Raw genomic sequence first — 16,976 nt, 5'->3', positions numbered from 1 at the left:
ATCTGCTTATTCCCATAAACCATAAGCACCACACTTTGCGTGATATGGCCTGGGAACGTTTGCCGGTATGATAGTCGCCCCCGCAGTCTGGATTGCGAATACGCCATGACCTTGCAGTACCCAACCATCGCCGATTGCGTCGGCAACACTCCGCTGGTCCGTTTGCAGCGCCTGCCCGGCGCCACCAGCAATACCCTATTGCTCAAGCTCGAAGGGAACAACCCGGCGGGTTCGGTCAAGGACCGGCCGGCGCTGTCGATGATCACCCGCGCCGAACTGCGCGGGCAGATCCACGCCGGCGATACGCTGATCGAGGCGACCTCGGGCAACACCGGGATCGCCCTGGCCATGGCCGCTGCGATCAAGGGTTACAAGATGATCCTGATCATGCCGGACAACTCCAGTGCCGAGCGCAAGGCAGCCATGACGGCCTATGGCGCCGAGCTGATTCTGGTCAGTCAGGAGCAGGGCATGGAAGGCGCCCGTGATCTGGCGCAGAAAATGGAAGCTGAAGGTCGCGGCAAGGTGCTGGACCAGTTCGCCAACGGTGATAACCCCGAGGCGCACTACACCACCACCGGCCCGGAAATCTGGCGCCAGACCCAGGGCACCATCACCCATTTCGTCAGCTCCATGGGCACCACCGGCACCATCATGGGTGTGTCGCGCTACTTGAAAGAGCAGAACGACAACGTGCAGATCATCGGTCTGCAACCGATGGAAGGCTCGGCGATCCCGGGTATCCGCCGCTGGCCTCAGGAATACCTGCCGAAGATCTACCAGGCCGACCGCGTGGACCGGATCGTCGACATGGCCCAAAGCGAAGCCGAAGACGTGACCCGTCGTCTGGCCCGCGAAGAAGGCATTTTCTGTGGCGTGTCCTCGGGCGGTGCCGTGGCGGCCATGCTGCGCCTGTCCAAAGAAGTTGAAAACGCGGTGATCGTCGCGATCATCTGCGACCGTGGCGACCGTTACCTGTCGACCGGCATTTTCGACGCGCCCAACTGATGGCCAAACATGAAAGAGGCCTGCGCTTCCAGCCCACTGGCGGCAGCAAGGCCCCGCAAGTCCCGACCGGCAAAAAGCAGCGCCTGACCATCGAGCGCCTGGCCAATGACGGTCGCGGTATCGCGTTTTTCGAAGGCCGCACCTGGTTCGTCATCGGCGCATTGGCCGGTGAAGAGATCGAGGCGCGGGTGCTCGGTGCCCACGGCAAAGTGGTCGAGGCGCGTACCGAGCGGGTGTTCAAGGCCAGTGAGTTACGCCGGCCTGCACCGTGCGCCCATGCCGGCCGCTGCGGCGGTTGCAGCGTGCAGCATCTGCCCCACAACGAACAGCTTGCCCTGAAACAGCGCATGCTCGCCGAGCAGTTGTCGAGGGTCGCGGGCGTCGAACCCGAAGAGTGGGCAGCGCCATTGAGCGGTGCGGAATTCGCTTACCGGCGTCGTGCCCGAGTCGCTGTGCGCTGGGACATGAAGGCGAAAAAACTCGAAGTCGGTTTCCGTGCCGCCGGCAGCCAGGACATCGTGGGCATCGATGACTGCCCGGTGCTGGTACAGCCCTTGCAACCGATCATGGCCCGCTTGCCCCAGATGCTGCGGCGCTTGAGCAAACCCCAGGCGCTCGGGCATGTGGAGTTGTTCAGTGGCTCGACGCTGGCTGTGTTGCTGCGGCACATGGCACCGTTGTCCGACGCCGACCTGACGATCCTCAAGGAATTCTGTGCGTTCCATGAAGCCCAGTTGTGGCTGCATGGCGACGGCGAACCGCAACCGGTCGAGGCCGATCAGTCGTTGGGCTATCGCCTTGAACAGTGGGACCTGGAGTTGGCGTATCGTCCAGGGGATTTCATCCAGGTCAACGCCGCCGTTAACGAAGCGATGGTCGCCCAGGCGCTGGACTGGCTGAAGCCGACAGCGGATGAGCGGGTACTTGACCTGTTCTGTGGCCTGGGCAACTTTGCCTTGCCGTTGGCCAAGGCCGCTCGTGAAGTGGTAGCGGTCGAAGGCGTGCAGGTGATGGTCGATCGGGCCGCGGCGAATGCGGCTAGCAACAATCTGCATAACGCGAAGTTTTTTCAGGCCGATTTATCCCAGCCTTTGACAGGCGCCGAATGGGCCGCCGAAGGCTTTTGTGCGGTACTCTTGGACCCACCGCGTGACGGTGCTTTCGAGGTCGTGCGCAAGCTCAAGAGCCTTGGCGCCGAGCGATTGGTGTATGTGTCGTGCAACCCTGCAACTCTGGCGCGCGACACGGTCGAATTGATCAAGCAGGGCTACCGGTTAAAACGTGCCGGGATTCTCGATATGTTTCCTCAAACGGCACATGTCGAGGCCATGGCGTTATTTGAAGCGAGCTAGGATGCTCGTCTGGTCCGACTGGCCCGCCCGTGCAGCCGCGCACCCAGCCCGACGTGGGCGCACGGGCAACGAAGGTCAGCGATTTGACGCATTGAATCTGCGTCGTAGGGAAGGTAAGCAAGATGGTACAGGTGAGAGCACACCAGCCGATCAACACCGACGGCAGTATCAATCTCGAGGCTTGGCTCGATCATGCGGTCAGTGTCGATCTGGCACTGGATCGCGAAGCCTTGAAAGAGGCCTGCGAGTACGCTCGGGAGGCCGAACAACAAGCCAATGCGGCACAGAATCTGTGGTCGGAAGGTAACTCGACTTTCCGTACCGGGCTTGAGATCGCCGAGATCCTCGCCGATCTCAAGCTCGACCAGGACTCCTTGGTCGCCGCGATCCTGTATCGAGGCGTGCGCGAAAATCAGATCAAGTTGCCGGCCGTCAGCCAGCGCTTCGGTCCGGTGGTGTCCAAGCTCATCGACGGCGTGCAGCGCATGGCCGCGATCAGCGACAGCCTGAGCCCGCGCAAATCCCTGGTGCTGGGCACTCAGGGCCAGGTGGAAAACCTGCGCAAGATGCTGGTGGCCATGGTCGACGACGTTCGCGTCGCCCTGATCAAGCTGGCCGAACGCACGTGCGCGATCCGCGCGGTGAAAACCGCCGACGACGAAAAACGCAACCGCGTGGCCCGTGAAGTCTTCGACATCTACGCACCGCTGGCCCATCGCCTGGGTATCGGTCACATCAAGTGGGAACTGGAAGACTTGTCCTTCCGTTACCTTGAGCCCGACCAGTACAAGCAGATTGCCAAGTTGCTCCATGAGCGGCGACTGGATCGCGAGCGTTTCATCAGCGACGTGATGAGCCAGCTGAAAAACGAATTGCAGGCCACCGGTGTCGATGCCGACATCAGCGGCCGGGCCAAGCACATCTATTCGATCTGGCGCAAAATGCAGCGCAAGGGTCTGGAGTTCAGCCAGATCTACGACGTGCGTGCCGTTCGCGTGCTGGTGCCGGAAATGCGCGATTGCTACACCGCGCTCGGCATCGTTCACACCCTGTGGCGACACATCCCGAAAGAGTTCGACGACTACATCGCCAACCCCAAGGAAAACGGCTATCGCTCGCTGCACACGGCGGTAATCGGGCCCGAGGGCAAGGTGCTGGAAGTGCAGATCCGCACCCATGCGATGCACGAAGAAGCCGAACTCGGCGTTTGCGCGCACTGGCGCTACAAGGGCACCGACGTCAAGTCCGGCTCCAATCATTACGAAGAGAAAATCTCCTGGCTGCGCCAGGTGCTCGAATGGCACGAAGAGCTGGGCGACATCGGTGGCCTGGCGGAACAGCTGCGGGTCGATATCGAGCCGGACCGGGTCTATATCTTCACCCCGGACGGTCACGCCATCGACTTGCCGAAGGGCGCGACCCCGCTGGACTTCGCCTACCGCGTCCACACCGAAATCGGTCACAACTGCCGTGGCGCCAAGATCAACGGGCGCATCGTGCCGCTCAACTACAGCCTGCAAACCGGTGAACAGGTCGAGATCATCACCAGCAAGCACGGCACCCCGAGCCGCGACTGGTTGAACCCGAACCTGGGCTACGTCACTACGTCGCGGGCACGGGCCAAGATCGTTCACTGGTTCAAGTTGCAGGCTCGTGACCAGAACGTCGCGGCCGGTAAAACGCTGCTTGAGCGCGAGCTTAATCGCCTCGGTCTGCCGGCGGTGGATTTCGACAAGCTGGCCGACAAGGCCAATATGAAAACCGCCGAAGACCTGTTCGCGGCCCTCGGTGCTGGCGACTTGCGCCTGGCGCAACTGGTCAACCTGGCGCAGCAACTGGTCGAGCCGGAGCGTGGCAACGAACAGCTTGAACTCATACCGCGCAAGGCCACTGGCTACAAACCGGGCAAGCGCGGCGATATCCAGATCCAGGGCGTCGGCAACCTGATGACCCAGATGGCCGGCTGCTGCCAGCCGCTGCCGGGAGATGCCATCGTCGGTTACATCACCCAGGGCCGCGGGGTGAGCATTCACCGCCAGGACTGCGCCTCGGTGCTGCAACTGAGCGGGCGTGAGCCAGAGCGGATCATCCAGGTCAGTTGGGGCCCGGTGCCGGTGCTCACCTATCCGGTGGACATCGTCATCCGCGCCTACGACCGTTCCGGGTTGCTGCGTGACGTCTCGCAGGTCTTGCTCAATGAGCGAATCAACGTGCTGGCGGTCAACACTCGCTCGAACAAGGAGGACAACACTGCGTTGATGTCCCTGACCATCGAGATTCCGGGGCTGGATGCGTTGGGGCGGTTGTTGGGGCGGATTTCCCAGTTGCCGAACATCATCGAAACCCGGCGTAACCGTACGCCATGATCGGCACCCTTGTAGGAGCTGCCGCAGGCTGCGATCTTTTGATCTTGTTTTTTAACATCAAAAGATCGCAGCCTGCGGCAGCTCCTACAGGGGCCTGCGTCTAAATGAGATTGTCGATGCACAGCCTTGAAGACCTGCTTCACCTGATGAACCGACTGCGCGACCCGCAGTACGGTTGCCCGTGGGACATCAAGCAAACTTACGCCACCATCGTCCCCCACACTCTGGAAGAAGCCTACGAAGTCGCCGACGCCATTGAGCGCGGTGATTTCGATCACTTGCAGGGTGAACTCGGTGACCTGTTGTTCCAGGTGGTGTATTACAGCCAGTTGGCCCGGGAGGAAGGGCGCTTCGAGTTTGATGGCGTGGTCGACAGCATCACCCGCAAGCTGATCCGTCGTCACCCCCATGTGTTCCCTGCGGGCGATCTCTATGCGCCACTGGATGTCCCGCGCCTGAGCGAAGAGCAGGTCAAGCAGCGTTGGGAAGAGATCAAGGCCGAGGAGCGCGCAGAGAAGTCCTCGGCGCCCGAACAGCTGTCATTGCTCGATGACGTCCCCGCTGCATTGCCGGCGTTGTCACGTTCGGCGAAATTGCAAAAGCGCGCGGGGCAGGTCGGGTTCGACTGGCCGGACGCCTTGCCGGTGCTCGACAAAGTGCGTGAGGAGCTCGATGAAGTCCTTGAAGCCATGTCGGAAAATGATCCCGAGGCCGTGGCCGACGAGATCGGTGACCTGCTGTTCTCCGTGGTGAATCTGGCGCGGCATCTCAAGGTTGATCCGGAAACCGCACTGCGTGGCGCCAACGGCAAGTTTGAAAGACGCTTTCGTTTTATCGAACAGGCATTGCGCGACACCCGCCGTCCCATGGAAGATTGTACCCTCGAAGAGTTGGACGCCTTGTGGGGCGAAGCCAAACGTCAGGAAAAGAATTTGCCCAGCTGCGGTTGAGCAGTGGCCTAAGTGAGTAATAAGCACCATGAGCATTTCCCTTCGCGACCAGTTGCTCAAAGCAGGGCTGGTCAACCAGAAGCAGGCCAAGCAGGTCAGCAAAGACAAGCAGAAACAGCAACGCCTGGCCCACAAAGGCCAGATCGAACTGGATGACTCCCAACAGCGGGCGGCACAGGAAGCCATGGCCGAGAAGGTCAAGCGCGACCAGGAGCTCAACCGCCAGCAGCAGGAAAAGGCCGAGGCCAAGGCCCGTGCCGCGCAGGTCAAGCAATTGATCGAAGTCTCGCGCCTGCCGAAATTGACGACCGAGGATTACTACAACTTCGTCGACGACAAGAAGGTCAAGCGCATCTGCGTCAACAACCTGATGCGCAACAAGCTCAGCAGCGGTTCTCTGGCCATCGTGCATCACGCCGGCGGCTACGAAGTGATTCCGCGCGAGGCGGCGCTGAAGATTCAGGAGCGTGACCCGCAACGCATCGTGCAGTTGAATGTGCAGACCGAAGAAGTCAGCGTCGAGGACGATCCGTACGCGGCCTACAAGATCCCTGATGATCTGATGTGGTAAATAGTTCGCCAGTACTAAATATTTGCTAGTACTTTGCAGGATTAAAAATTTGAACCCGAAAGCTCGTATCGATACGATCTTTCGGGTTTTCTTTTGCCAAAAATAATCGCTCTTGAATGAGTGGTTAGCTGTTTGGCGGGAGGAACTAATGGAATGAATTTAAATGGATAAGGATATCTTTGATGCTGGTAAGTATCGCTTCGTTACGTCAACCCACTTTCAAATCGCAGTTGTCGCACCCGCGAATGCCCGAACAATCCATTCTCGATTATCTGGACAGTGAACTGGCCGAGCGCGCTTACCTGGTGCGCCGAAAAATCAAGATCGCTGCTAAGACCGCCCGTGAGAAACATGGTGAGACTGCGTGTGTTTTCTTTACCCTGCCTGAGTTTTTCTGGAATATTCCCTGGCACCAGATCCGCAGTGAAGAAGAACTGCACGAGCTGAGTTCTGCATACCTGGAGAAGGTACCTGAGTGTGTGACGCTGTTGATCAGCGAACTACCAATGGAGCAATACGGCAAGATCGTTTTGCTGGCGGGAAGCTGTGCGACGCTTATCAAGGTAGGAGAGGGGGAGTCGAGTTACTACGATGTTATCAATTACATGCTGACAATTACCAACAAGGAATATGAGGTCGATATGCCATTGATGTCGATGTGGCCGAAACGCTACGTATCAGGTATCGATTTCGGCAACCATGTTGGCGATGAAGACGGCTATTGGTTATTTAAGTTGTTTGACGAGGTTGTAGTCAGGGTAAAGGCAGTGAGTAGTGTGCGGGCCGAGCATAGTTATTTTGGTGGATATGAAGGGATGTTTATTAACAGCCTCGTTCCGGGCTGCCCATTCAGTATCAATTTATGTCTCGATTATGCAGAGTTGAAAGACGGTGAGCGGGACAAGGAAATTGAACTGGCGGGGGCGAAGATCGATTTTCTGATTGCCTGCGGCATGAAATTCAACTACGGCAAACTGCATCCGTCTTCGCTCCAGTACGCGATCCGTAATGACGGCGCGGGCGACGGTGAATGCGAGGTGGTGAAACTTGAAGCGGGGCGGATCGTCAGTGTTGTCCCTGCGCTGGTGATCGACGACTCCCTTCATTTGGCGGCTGTTCACATTACCTGAGCCAAGTGGCCCGGTTGCAGCCTGCCCCTGCGTGGGGGGGGCAAGCTGCAAGTCTGTAGAGTCTGTCCTCAACCGGTTGCGAGCTCGCGTTTGCGCTCGAGCATTTCCAGTTCGGCCCTGTAGTTTTGCGCGTCGGTCTCGGAGTGGAACATCCCGACCAGCAGGTCTTGTTGATGCACGTCCCAGATCCGGATACCGGCGGCTACACCCTCGTGGGATTTATGTGAATCGTCGCGTTCAGTTACTTTTACAGTCATCTGCTAGCTCCAATCTCTGTTATCTGCAGCAAGGCGTGTGCAGGACTCTGTTATAGAGTTTGGTAGCTTGCTAAGTAAATGATTGGGTTTGGTAAGGGTTTTTTGCAAAAACGGCAACAGTGCTGCAGCCCGCGGAATCCGCGACATTCAGTCGCAGGGCATTTGGTTTCATGACAAAAGCTTCATCTTCAGAGGGTTTTCTCAAGGCAAAAAAACGCCCCGAACCAGTCGGGGCGTTTTCTTGCGCGGCGTTATGGCGGGGTATTACTTGCCCTGCCAGCGCTTCAGTACCAGGGTGGCGTTGGTGCCACCGAAACCGAAGCTGTTGCTCATCACGGTGTTGATGGTGGCGTTTTCGCGGGTCTTGGTCAGCACCGGCAGGTCGGCCACTTCAGGGTCCAGCTCGTCGATGTTGGCGGAGCCGGCAATGAAGTTGCCTTCCATCATCAGCATGCAGTAGATCGCTTCATGAACGCCGGCGGCGCCCAGGGAGTGACCCGACAAGCTCTTGGTGGAGCTGATGGCCGGTGCCTTGTCGCCGAACACTTCACGCACACCTTTCATTTCCGCGACGTCGCCGACCGGGGTCGAGGTGCCGTGGGTGTTGAGGTAGTCGATCGGGGTGTCGACGGTGGACAGCGCCTGCTGCATGCAGCGGATCGCGCCTTCGCCACTAGGGGCAACCATATCGTAGCCGTCGGAGGTCGCGCCGTAGCCAACGATTTCCGCATAGATCTTGGCGCCGCGGGCCAGAGCGTGTTCCAGCTCTTCAACCACGACCATGCCGCCACCGCCGGCGATGACGAAACCGTCACGGTCAGCATCGTAGGCACGGGAGGCTTTTTCCGGGGTGTCGTTGCGCTTGCTGGACAGGGCGCCCATGGCGTCGAACAGGAACGACTGACTCCAGTGCTCTTCTTCACCGCCACCGGCGAAGACGATGTCCTGCTTGCCCATCTGGATCTGTTCCATGGCGGTACCGATGCAGTGAGCACTGGTGGCGCAGGCAGAAGCGATGGAGTAGTTCAGGCCCTTGATCTTGAACGGAGTGGCAAGGCATGCCGAAACGGTGCTGCTCATGGTCCGCGTGACGCGGTATGGGCCGACGCGCTTGACGCCTTTCTCGCGCAGGATGTCCAGCGCTTCCATCTGGTTCAGGGTCGATGCGCCACCGGAACCGGCGATCAGGCCGGTACGCGGGTTGGACACCTGTTCTTCGGTCAGGCCGGAGTCGGTGATGGCGTCTTTCATGGCCAGGTAGGCATAAGCTGCCGCGTGGCCGACGAAGCGATAGATCTTGCGATCGATCAGTTCTTCAAGGTTGAGGTCAATGGAGCCGGAAACCTGGCTACGCAGACCCATTTCGGCATATTCCGGGTTGAACCGGATGCCAGGGCGGCTTGCACGCAGGTTAGCGGAGACGGTCTCTTTGTCATTGCCCAGGCAAGAAACGATGCCCAGACCAGTGATAACGACGCGGCGCATGCGGATAACCCTTAGAAGTTGTCAGTGGAGGTGAACACGCCGACCCGGAGGCCTTCGGCGGTATAGATTTCGCGACCGTCGACAGTGACCGAACCGTCGGCGATGGCCAGGTTCAGCTTGCCCTTGAGGACGCGCTTGATATGAATGTTATAGGTGACTTTCTTGGCGGTCGGCAGGACCTGGCCGAAGAATTTCACTTCGCCCGAACCCAGCGCACGGCCACGGCCCGGCAAGCCTTGCCAGCCCAGGAAGAAGCCTACCAGTTGCCACATGGCGTCGAGGCCCAGGCAGCCCGGCATCACCGGATCGCCTTCGAAGTGGCAGGCGAAGAACCACAGGTCCGGATTGATATCCAGCTCGGCGACCAATTCACCTTTGCCGTACTTGCCACCTTCTTCGCTGATCAGGGTGATGCGATCAACCATCAGCATGTTCGGGGCGGGCAGTTGCGCGTTACCAGGGCCGAACAGCTCACCGCGACTGCAGCGCAGCAGGTCTTCCCGGGTAAAGGCGTTTTGTTTGGTCATGCGAGCTCCTCAATAGTCCCATGCGGCAGGTGGGGCAAATCTTCCCGGCCGATCGAAGCGTTCATGCCTCGAACCGGCAGCCTACTCATAGACTATTGCGTTGTGGTGAAAGTCACAGCACCAAGGACATGAATGTACACTTGTGCACTGAAATTTTTATTCAAGCCCCTTTTCGGGCCTGTTCGGGTGCCTAAGACTGCCGCACTTTCGCCTTTCACGCCAGTCACAGATGGTCGAAAGGCCTGTACTACTGCACCCAACGTTGCAGAATTTGCTGCAGATCAGTCCGTTTGAACGGCTTGGCCAGGTAATCGTTCATCCCCGCCGACAGGCAGGCTTCGCGATCGCCCTGCAAGGCGTTGGCGGTCAGGGCGATGATCGGCAGGTCGGTGCAACCGGGTAGCTTGCGGATTTGTCGGGTGGCTTCATAGCCATCGATGATCGGCAAGCGGCAATCCATCAGGATCGCTTCGAAAATCAGGCTTTCGGCACTGCGTACCGCCTGCGCGCCGTCGGCGGCGACACTGACCTTGAAGCCCAGGCTGCGCAACATGGCTTCGATGACCGTCTGGTTAACCGGGTTGTCTTCGACCAACAGCACATTGCGCCCTTCGCCGTTGCTGTTGCGCGATTGCGCGCGAGGGGGCAACAGCGGTTGTGTCTGCTGGTGCAGTGCCAGGGGAATTTCCAGGGTGAACACCGAACCGCGGCCTTCCTCACTCTGCGCGCGCAAGGTGCCGCCCATGCGTTCGGCCAGGGTACGGGCTATCGGCAGGCCCAGCCCCGTGCCGCCGTAGCGTCTGGAGATAGAGCTGTCGGCCTGCTGGAAAGCGTTGAACATCAATTCCAGGCTTTGCGCCGGGATGCCGATGCCGCTGTCGCGCACGGTGCAGGTGAACCACAGCAACTCGTGGTCCAGCGACTGCCACTGCGCCTCGATGGTGACGCGGCCCTTTTCGGTGAACTTCAGCGCGTTGCCAACCAGGTTGACCAGTATCTGCCGGATACGCGTCGGGTCGCCCTTGACCTGCAAGCCGCGCATGTCGTCGGGGATCATCAGTTGCAGGTCCAGACGGCGTTGCACGGCGCTGTGCTGGAACGACTGGGCGCAACTGCCGATCAGATCGGCGAGGTTGAACGCAATGTGCTCCAGTTCCAGCTCTGAACGTTCGATCCGCGAGAAATCCAGGATGTCGTTGATGACCTTGAGCAAGTGCTCGGTGGACTCCGAGGCCAGCGCCGCGTACTCCACCTGTTCCTCGGTCATGTCGGTGGTTTCCAGCAACTGCAGCATGCCCAGTACGCCATTCATCGGCGTGCGCAGTTCATGGCTCATCATGGCGAGGAAATCGGATTTTGCGTTGTTGGCCTTTTCCGCTTCTTCGCGGGTCTGGATCAGTTGCGCCATGGCCTGATGCTGTTCGCGGCTGGCCTGCTCGAGACCGCTGGCGAGGTTGTTGATGTGTTGCGACAGCGCCCCCAGCTCGGTGTCGTCGACTATGGGCAGCGGTGTCTTGTAGTCGCCTTCCTGGATCGCCTTGACGGCATTGCCGATATCACGGATCGGTTGCGACAGGCTGCCCGCCAGGCGCCGGGCCACGAGGAAGGTAAACAGCAGGGCAAACAGCGCCAGGATGGCCGCCTTGAGCACGATTTCCTGTTGGCGCCGGCTGAAGGCGTCGTTGGACAGCCCGACGATCACCCGGCCCAGATAGTCTTCTGTGGGGGCGGCAGTGGCGGTTTTGCTGCTCTGGAAAAAATCATTGTGCAACGCGATGCGCTGGAGCCGTATCGGTGCCTGGAACACTTCGAGTTGTAGCGCGCGATTGTGGTGTTCGTTTGGTTGTTCGACGTACACCAGAACCCGGTTGGCGCTGTCCTGGATTTCCAGAAAGCTCACGTTGGGTGTGGCCAGCGTCGCCTTGAGCAAGGTTTCGAGCACTTCGATGTTGCCCGAAATCACTCCGTATTCGGTGGCCGGGGCCAGTTGATTGGCGATCAACTGCCCGGTGTGGGTGATTTCCTGACGCAGATCCTGAATGCGCACGAACGTGAAGAAACTGATCAGCAACAAGGTCAGCAGCAGCGCAGGGCCAAGGCTGATGAGTTGGGTGCGGGTGTTGATGTCCCAGCGACGGCGCAAGCTCATGGGCGGCGTTCTCCTTCAGCCAGCAGTGTGGCGACAGACGTTTCGTCTATCTGTTCGATGCCCAATGAACGTGCCACCTGCGGATTGCTCGCGACCTTGAATCGATGGGGATAGAGCGTGCGCGGCCAGGTGGCCGGTGGCCGGTCGAGCAATTCGTCGAGGACCGCCAGCCAGTCGCTCTGGTCGCTATAAGTGCTGGCCAGGCTCCCGGCCTTGACGAATCCGGCGTTGGGTCCGATCAGCGCCACTTGCCGCGAGTAGCTGCTCAGCAGCAGGTTCTTTGCGGTTTGCGGGTTGTACAGGTCGGCATCGTCCAGACCCAGCAACACGTCGCTTTTGCTTAGCAGTGCTTGTAGTGGACGACTGTCGTGAATGTTGTCCCAGCGCTGGGTGACCACTTCAAGACCCAGGGGGAGGGCGGCCTGACGCAGCTCATTCAAGAGGAATTCACTGTGGGTGTCGTAGAGCACGCCGATGCGTCTGGCCTGAGGCAACAGGGTGCGGGTCAAGCGTAACTGGCGGTCCAGTGGCGGATCGCTCCATAGCAGGCAAAGGCGCGCAGGCAACGTGTTGTTCAAGCGTTGCCGGGCTTGCAGGCGGCTGATGCGCAATACGAGAGTTGCCGGGCCCTGGGTGTTCTGCAGGCGCCAGTCGAGGCTGGGCAGGTCGAGCAGTATCAAGCGGATGTTTTCCGGCAGCTTGTCCGGTATCGGCATTTTGGCCAGCGTCTGGAAGCGTACGTTATCGCGTGGTCGCAACTCGCTCAGGGCCTGGGTAAACGCCCGCACAGCCGGGCTGTCTTCGGCCCCCGTGAGCAAAATGTCGGCCGCGTTACTCGCCAGGCTGCCCAGCAGGCCGCTTGTCAGCAGGCAGAGTATGGCCAGCAGCCGACCCAGGGTCGGTATTGCGCAGGCTGGACGATTCGGCATCTTAAAGCTCCAGCTCCGCGCTGAAGTACATCACGTGGCGCTGGTCATAATTGTTGTCGATGAAGGTGGTCGGCTGATTGTCCAGCCGTTGCTGGAGCACTCCGGCCAGTTCAAGGCTGGTCTTGCCCAAGGCGATACGTTTGGCGATGCGCACATCGACCCGTTCGAAGCGGTAGCCGTTGAGGGCATCATCGCCATAATAGAAAAGCGCACTGTTCCAGCCTTGGCCCCAATCGCGCAGCCATCCGGCCGAGCCACTGTTGCTTGCAGTCTGCCTGGCATCCAGCGGATTGCTGGCGTCCGTATCGACGTAGGCATAGGTCAGGCGCAGGCGATCGAGGCTGCCGATACGCCAGTCGAGCTGGGTTTCGACCCCCGAAAAACGCGCCTTGTTGGCGTTGCTGGCGATGTACTGATTATTGCGCAGCGGTTCACTGATCATGCCGGTGATTTCGTCGTGGAACAGCTTCACGTCGAGCGCCAGCCCCGGTTCGGGAAAATAGCCGTTGTAGCCCAGCTCCCGGGAGCGCATGTGCTCTTGATCGAGGTCGCCGGGGCCACGGGTCTTGACGAAATAGCGGGCGCTGGATTGGCCAAAGGCGCCGGGCTTGAGGTTAGTGACCTGATAACTCCAGTTGACGTTGTTCTCGAACATGTCCGGCGAACGGACGGCCTCGGAGTACACCGCACGCAAGCCATGGCGCGGATTGATCAGGTAGTTGACCGCCATGCGAGGTGTCAGTGAGCTGCCGATCAATCGGGTGTCCTCGAACATGGCACCGCCTTGCAGCAGCCAGTGTTCGGTGGCACGCCACTCGAACTGGCCGAACGCCCGCCAGATGGTGTCATCGAGCGTGCCATTGAAGTAAGTCTCGGAATCGGCCCGGTCGTAACGATAGTTCAAACCGCTGACCAGCCGCAGGTTATCGGCAAGGCTCAGGGTGTCCTGCAGTTCGAGGTCGTAGCGCGACTCTCGGGTGCTCTGGTCGATGTCGCCGCAAACGGTCTGGCTCGCGCCGTTACGCCATTGATCGAGCACCTGATTGGCCAGCGCCTGCTCGGCGGGCGTGCCGGCCGGCGCGCCAGGGCCGATGAAACGCGTGATATTGCGGGCCAGGCGTTCGGTGTAGTTCGGGTTCAATTGCCAGAGTTCGGTCAGTTGCGGGCTGAAGGATATTTCAGCATCGCAGGCGCGCCAGGTTTGCTGGCGATCCCAGTGTTGGGCCGAACCCTGGATATACAGGCTGTGGTCGGGATTGATGTCCAGATTCCAGCGCAATGAACCGGCGTAGTCCTTGGCGGTGACGTCGGAGTCGTTGCCCGCGCGGGTAATCCCCGGGAACACCGGCCGGTAGGTATAGGGTCGCTGGTTGGTGCCGTCCTTGGCATTCAACTGCCAGTCGAGGCTTTGCCGTTCGTCGAGGCTCTGGCTGACGGCGAGATTGAAGCGATCAAGGCGACGGCTGTCATGGTAGTCCGCGCCGGTTCGGTCGGTGTCGAAGCCGTCGTCTTGCTGGCCGGACAGGGACAGGCGCATGTCACCGTCTTCCCAGCCCAGGCCCTGGCTGGCGTAAAAGTCGTTGATGCCGCGCTGGCCCCGGGTGACCTTCATGCGTGTACCGTGACTGTCGGCCGGCCGCCGGGTAATGATGTTGACCACCGCCATCAGGGCATTGGCGCCGTAGCTGACGGTATTCGGCCCGCGAAAGACTTCAATGCGCTCGATGTCCTCCATGGCCACCGGAATGTCGCTCCAGTCCACGGTGGCCAGGCCGGCGCGATACACCGAGCGCCCGTCGATCAGCACTTGCATGCGTCGCGCTTCAGTTGCGTTGGTGCCGTGGTAGTTCACCGCTGCCTGGTTGCCGCTGATGTTGCCGACCATCATTCCCGGCACCAGGCGCAGCAATTCGCTGATGTCGCGGGCACCGCTGGCGTGGACCAGGGCGCTGTCGATCACCGTCATGCTTCCCGGTACGGCCGCCGGCGACTGCTTCAGGCGCGTGGCGGTGAGCACTTGCGGCAGCGGTTCACTGTCCAGGAACAAGTCGTCGGCCAGCGCCGGCGAGCTGAAAATCAGCGCCAGTAACAGAGGCGAACGCGGCGAAGGAGAGCCCGGAGACACAACAGATCCCTGTCAGTGATTGTTGGCGCGCATGTTAACCGAGCCGAATGACTTTTCCATTCACGATGTCGGCATTTTCCTCGGTTTTATTGCTCTTCTTCCTACTGGTGCAGGTATTTGATGCCGGGGCTGGCCGCCGATGGGCTGCCCCGTATAATGCCGACATCGCCACTGGTATGGATTAACGGATTGCATATGACTGAACAGCGCCCGATTGCGGTCCTGGGAGGCGGAAGTTTTGGAACCGCCGTGGCTAATCTGCTGGCCGAGAACGGGCATCAGGTCCTTCAGTGGATGCGTGACCCCGAACAGGCCGAGGCCATTCGGGTCAATCGCGAGAACCCGCGTTACCTCAAAGGCATCAAGATTCTGCCCGGCGTTACGCCGGTCACCGACCTGCAAGCCACCCTGGACGCCTGCGACCTGTGTTTCGTCGCGTTGCCCTCCAGCGCGCTGCGCTCGGTGCTGGTGCCGCACGCTGAACGCTTGACCGGCAAATTGCTGGTGAGCCTGACCAAAGGCATCGAAGCCCACACGTTCAAGTTGATGAGCGAGATCCTCGAAGAGATCGCCCCGCAGGCGCGCATCGGCGTCCTGTCCGGACCCAACCTGGCCCGTGAAATCGCCGAGCACGCGCTGACCGCCACAGTGGTCGCCAGTGAGGACGAAGAACTCTGCCAGCGGGTACAGGCCGCACTGCACGGGCGCACCTTTCGTGTGTACGCCAGCGCCGACCGTTTCGGCGTGGAGTTGGGCGGGGCGTTGAAAAACGTCTACGCGATCATCGCCGGCATGGCGGTGGCGCTGGGCATGGGGGAAAATACCAAGAGCATGCTGATCACCCGGGCATTGGCGGAAATGACCCGCTTCGCGGTGAATCAGGGCGCCAACCCGATGACCTTCCTGGGGCTGGCGGGCGTGGGCGATCTGATCGTGACCTGTTCGTCGCCCAAGAGCCGCAACTATCAGGTCGGCTTCGCCCTCGGCCAGGGCCTGAGCCTGGACGAGGCGGTCACGCGCCTGGGTGAAGTCGCCGAAGGGGTCAACACCCTTAAAGTACTCAAGGCCAAGGCCCAGGAGGTTGGTGTGTACATGCCGCTGGTCGCCGGGCTGCACGCGATCCTGTTCGAGGGCCGCACGCTGGAGCAGGTCATCGGTCTGTTAATGCGTGGCGAGCCGAAAACCGACGTCGACTTTATTTCCACCAGTGGTTTCAACTAATCACGCTTGCCAGAAAAGCAGGGAGTTGCGCATGAACGATCCAAAAGTAGAAGCCAAGTACGAGTCTATCCTGCTGCGGGTGCTGTGGATGATCCTCTTCGTGCTGGTGTGGCAAGTGGCGCAGTTCATCCTCGGCGCCGTCGTGCTGGTGCAGTTGATCTATCGTTTGTTCTATGGCGCCCCAAGCGCCAGCCTGATGAATTTCGGCGACAGCCTGAGCCAGTTTTTGGCGCAGATCGGTCGTTTCGGCAGCTTTCACAGCGACCAGAAGCCTTGGCCGTTCGCCGACTGGCCGACGCCGCGTACACCGGAAGGCGAGGCGCCGCATGTCGTGGCACCGGCACCCCATCCGGCCCGAGATGAGGAACCCAAGCTATGAAACTCTGGGTATTGCGTCATGGTGAAGCTGTACCACACGGTTCCCGCCCCCACGATTCGGAGCGGGAATTGACGGATAACGGTCGTAAGGAAGTATTGAAAGTCGCCGCAGAGCTGGTGGGTCAGCCGCTGACCGGCATTTACGCCAGCCCGTACCTGCGAGCGCAGCAAACAGCGCAACTGGTACGAGAGGCGTTGGGTTTCGAACCGGAAATCCGCACCGTCGAGTGGCTGACACCGGACACGGAACCGGACAAGGTGGCCGAACAGATGGTCGCGGTAAGCAACGTGCTGCTGGTCAGTCACAACCCGCTGGTGGGGAATCTGTTGAGCTACCTGCAGCATGGTGCCGGGCATCTGCCAGAGCGGATCAGCACCGCCGGCCTGGCCGAGCTCGAGAGCAATGAGTTGTTGGTCGGGTCGATGAGGCTCAACGGCATCAAGCACCCATAAAAGCAAAGATCGCAGCCTGCGGCAGCTCCTACAAGATGCACGCCATTTCCATGTAGGAGCTGCCGCAGGCTGCGA

Annotated in this window: 15 protein-coding genes; 9 read left to right on the top strand and 6 right to left on the bottom strand. The window is 60.0% G+C overall.

Annotation, left to right across the window (positions count from 1 at the left end; translation table 11 throughout):
• Positions 1-105 precede the first annotated feature (105 nt).
• The 6 genes from cysM (at position 106) to ACMDB8_RS20895 (ending at position 7,377) form a co-directional block, all read left to right on the top strand.
• A complete protein-coding gene (cysM, locus tag ACMDB8_RS20920; RefSeq protein WP_056728010.1) occupies positions 106-1,008 on the top strand; it encodes a cysteine synthase CysM in 903 nt (300 codons plus the stop codon).
• Positions 1,008-2,360, top strand: coding sequence for a 23S rRNA (uracil(1939)-C(5))-methyltransferase RlmD (gene rlmD / locus ACMDB8_RS20915; protein ID WP_056728009.1), 1,353 nt, complete (start codon positions 1,008-1,010; stop codon positions 2,358-2,360). The genes cysM and rlmD overlap by 1 nt, the downstream gene beginning before the upstream one ends.
• A gap of 122 nt (positions 2,361-2,482) precedes the next feature.
• Positions 2,483-4,726, top strand: a complete 2,244-nt coding sequence (gene relA, locus ACMDB8_RS20910) for a GTP diphosphokinase (protein WP_056728008.1) — start codon at positions 2,483-2,485, stop codon at positions 4,724-4,726.
• Positions 4,727-4,842: 116 nt separating this feature from the next.
• Positions 4,843-5,676, top strand: a complete 834-nt coding sequence (mazG, locus tag ACMDB8_RS20905) for a nucleoside triphosphate pyrophosphohydrolase (RefSeq protein WP_056728007.1) — start codon at positions 4,843-4,845, stop codon at positions 5,674-5,676.
• A gap of 28 nt (positions 5,677-5,704) precedes the next feature.
• Entirely contained in the window at positions 5,705-6,247 is a 543-nt protein-coding gene (locus tag ACMDB8_RS20900; protein ID WP_056728006.1) for a DUF2058 domain-containing protein, read from the top strand.
• A gap of 182 nt (positions 6,248-6,429) precedes the next feature.
• A complete protein-coding gene (locus ACMDB8_RS20895; RefSeq protein WP_409078942.1) occupies positions 6,430-7,377 on the top strand; it encodes a hypothetical protein in 948 nt (315 codons plus the stop codon).
• Positions 7,378-7,445: 68 nt separating this feature from the next.
• On the opposite strand, the gene ACMDB8_RS20890 is transcribed toward ACMDB8_RS20895, so the two are convergent.
• From ACMDB8_RS20890 to ACMDB8_RS20865, 6 genes are all read right to left on the bottom strand, one after another.
• Complete coding sequence (locus tag ACMDB8_RS20890) at positions 7,446-7,634, bottom strand: hypothetical protein (protein WP_056728002.1); 189 nt, start codon at positions 7,632-7,634, stop codon at positions 7,446-7,448.
• Between the two features lie 264 nt (positions 7,635-7,898).
• Positions 7,899-9,119 (bottom strand): beta-ketoacyl-ACP synthase I, encoded by a 1,221-nt coding sequence (gene fabB, locus ACMDB8_RS20885; RefSeq protein WP_046042997.1) that lies wholly within the window; start codon positions 9,117-9,119, stop codon positions 7,899-7,901.
• 11 nt (positions 9,120-9,130) lie between these two features.
• Positions 9,131-9,646: a 3-hydroxyacyl-[acyl-carrier-protein] dehydratase FabA gene (gene fabA / locus ACMDB8_RS20880; RefSeq protein ID WP_003227150.1), complete on the bottom strand. Its 516-nt coding sequence runs from the start codon at positions 9,644-9,646 to the stop codon at positions 9,131-9,133.
• A gap of 247 nt (positions 9,647-9,893) precedes the next feature.
• Entirely contained in the window at positions 9,894-11,795 is a 1,902-nt protein-coding gene (locus ACMDB8_RS20875) for an ATP-binding protein (protein ID WP_056728000.1), read from the bottom strand.
• Positions 11,792-12,724 (bottom strand): ABC transporter substrate-binding protein, encoded by a 933-nt coding sequence (locus ACMDB8_RS20870; protein WP_056727997.1) that lies wholly within the window; start codon positions 12,722-12,724, stop codon positions 11,792-11,794. Before ACMDB8_RS20870 ends, ACMDB8_RS20875 begins: the two co-directional genes overlap by 4 nt.
• A gap of 1 nt (position 12,725) precedes the next feature.
• On the bottom strand, positions 12,726-14,849 hold the full coding sequence (locus ACMDB8_RS20865) for a TonB-dependent receptor plug domain-containing protein (protein ID WP_056727996.1): 2,124 nt from the start codon (positions 14,847-14,849) through the stop codon (positions 12,726-12,728).
• 195 nt (positions 14,850-15,044) lie between these two features.
• Here ACMDB8_RS20865 and ACMDB8_RS20860 point away from each other — a divergent pair, with 195 nt between their 5' ends.
• The 3 genes from ACMDB8_RS20860 to sixA are packed head-to-tail and all read left to right on the top strand — an operon-like array spanning position 15,045 to position 16,901.
• Entirely contained in the window at positions 15,045-16,070 is a 1,026-nt protein-coding gene (locus ACMDB8_RS20860; RefSeq protein ID WP_409078941.1) for an NAD(P)H-dependent glycerol-3-phosphate dehydrogenase, read from the top strand.
• A gap of 31 nt (positions 16,071-16,101) precedes the next feature.
• Positions 16,102-16,449, top strand: a complete 348-nt coding sequence (locus ACMDB8_RS20855; RefSeq protein ID WP_056727994.1) for a DUF4389 domain-containing protein — start codon at positions 16,102-16,104, stop codon at positions 16,447-16,449.
• The gene (gene sixA, locus ACMDB8_RS20850) at positions 16,446-16,901 is read left to right on the top strand and encodes a phosphohistidine phosphatase SixA (protein WP_056727993.1); all 456 of its coding nucleotides are present in this window, start codon (positions 16,446-16,448) and stop codon (positions 16,899-16,901) included. Before ACMDB8_RS20855 ends, sixA begins: the two co-directional genes overlap by 4 nt.
• Positions 16,902-16,976 lie beyond the last annotated feature (75 nt).

The sequence above is a fragment of the Pseudomonas monachiensis genome (assembly GCF_047345015.1).
In the GTDB taxonomy this organism is placed as follows: domain Bacteria; phylum Pseudomonadota; class Gammaproteobacteria; order Pseudomonadales; family Pseudomonadaceae; genus Aquipseudomonas; species Aquipseudomonas monachiensis.
The sequence above is the reverse complement of the archived record's forward strand: the minus strand, read 5'-3'. Positions and strand labels throughout refer to the sequence as shown.

Excerpts from the sequence above, each read along its gene's own strand:
- sixA (WP_056727993.1), top strand. The coding sequence starts at position 16,446 with ATGAAACTCTGGGTATTGCGTCATGGTGAAGCTGTACCACACGGTTCC.
- cysM (WP_056728010.1), top strand. The coding sequence starts at position 106 with ATGACCTTGCAGTACCCAACCATCGCCGATTGCGTCGGCAACACTCCG.
- ACMDB8_RS20890 (WP_056728002.1), bottom strand. The coding sequence starts at position 7,634 with ATGACTGTAAAAGTAACTGAACGCGACGATTCACATAAATCCCACGAG.
- ACMDB8_RS20900 (WP_056728006.1), top strand. The coding sequence starts at position 5,705 with ATGAGCATTTCCCTTCGCGACCAGTTGCTCAAAGCAGGGCTGGTCAAC.
- ACMDB8_RS20855 (WP_056727994.1), top strand. The coding sequence starts at position 16,102 with ATGAACGATCCAAAAGTAGAAGCCAAGTACGAGTCTATCCTGCTGCGG.
- ACMDB8_RS20875 (WP_056728000.1), bottom strand. The coding sequence starts at position 11,795 with ATGAGCTTGCGCCGTCGCTGGGACATCAACACCCGCACCCAACTCATC.
- ACMDB8_RS20870 (WP_056727997.1), bottom strand. The coding sequence starts at position 12,724 with ATGCCGAATCGTCCAGCCTGCGCAATACCGACCCTGGGTCGGCTGCTG.
- mazG (WP_056728007.1), top strand. The coding sequence starts at position 4,843 with ATGCACAGCCTTGAAGACCTGCTTCACCTGATGAACCGACTGCGCGAC.
- ACMDB8_RS20895 (WP_409078942.1), top strand. The coding sequence starts at position 6,430 with ATGCTGGTAAGTATCGCTTCGTTACGTCAACCCACTTTCAAATCGCAG.
- relA (WP_056728008.1), top strand. The coding sequence starts at position 2,483 with ATGGTACAGGTGAGAGCACACCAGCCGATCAACACCGACGGCAGTATC.
- ACMDB8_RS20860 (WP_409078941.1), top strand. The coding sequence starts at position 15,045 with ATGACTGAACAGCGCCCGATTGCGGTCCTGGGAGGCGGAAGTTTTGGA.
- rlmD (WP_056728009.1), top strand. The coding sequence starts at position 1,008 with ATGGCCAAACATGAAAGAGGCCTGCGCTTCCAGCCCACTGGCGGCAGC.
- fabA (WP_003227150.1), bottom strand. The coding sequence starts at position 9,646 with ATGACCAAACAAAACGCCTTTACCCGGGAAGACCTGCTGCGCTGCAGT.
- fabB (WP_046042997.1), bottom strand. The coding sequence starts at position 9,119 with ATGCGCCGCGTCGTTATCACTGGTCTGGGCATCGTTTCTTGCCTGGGC.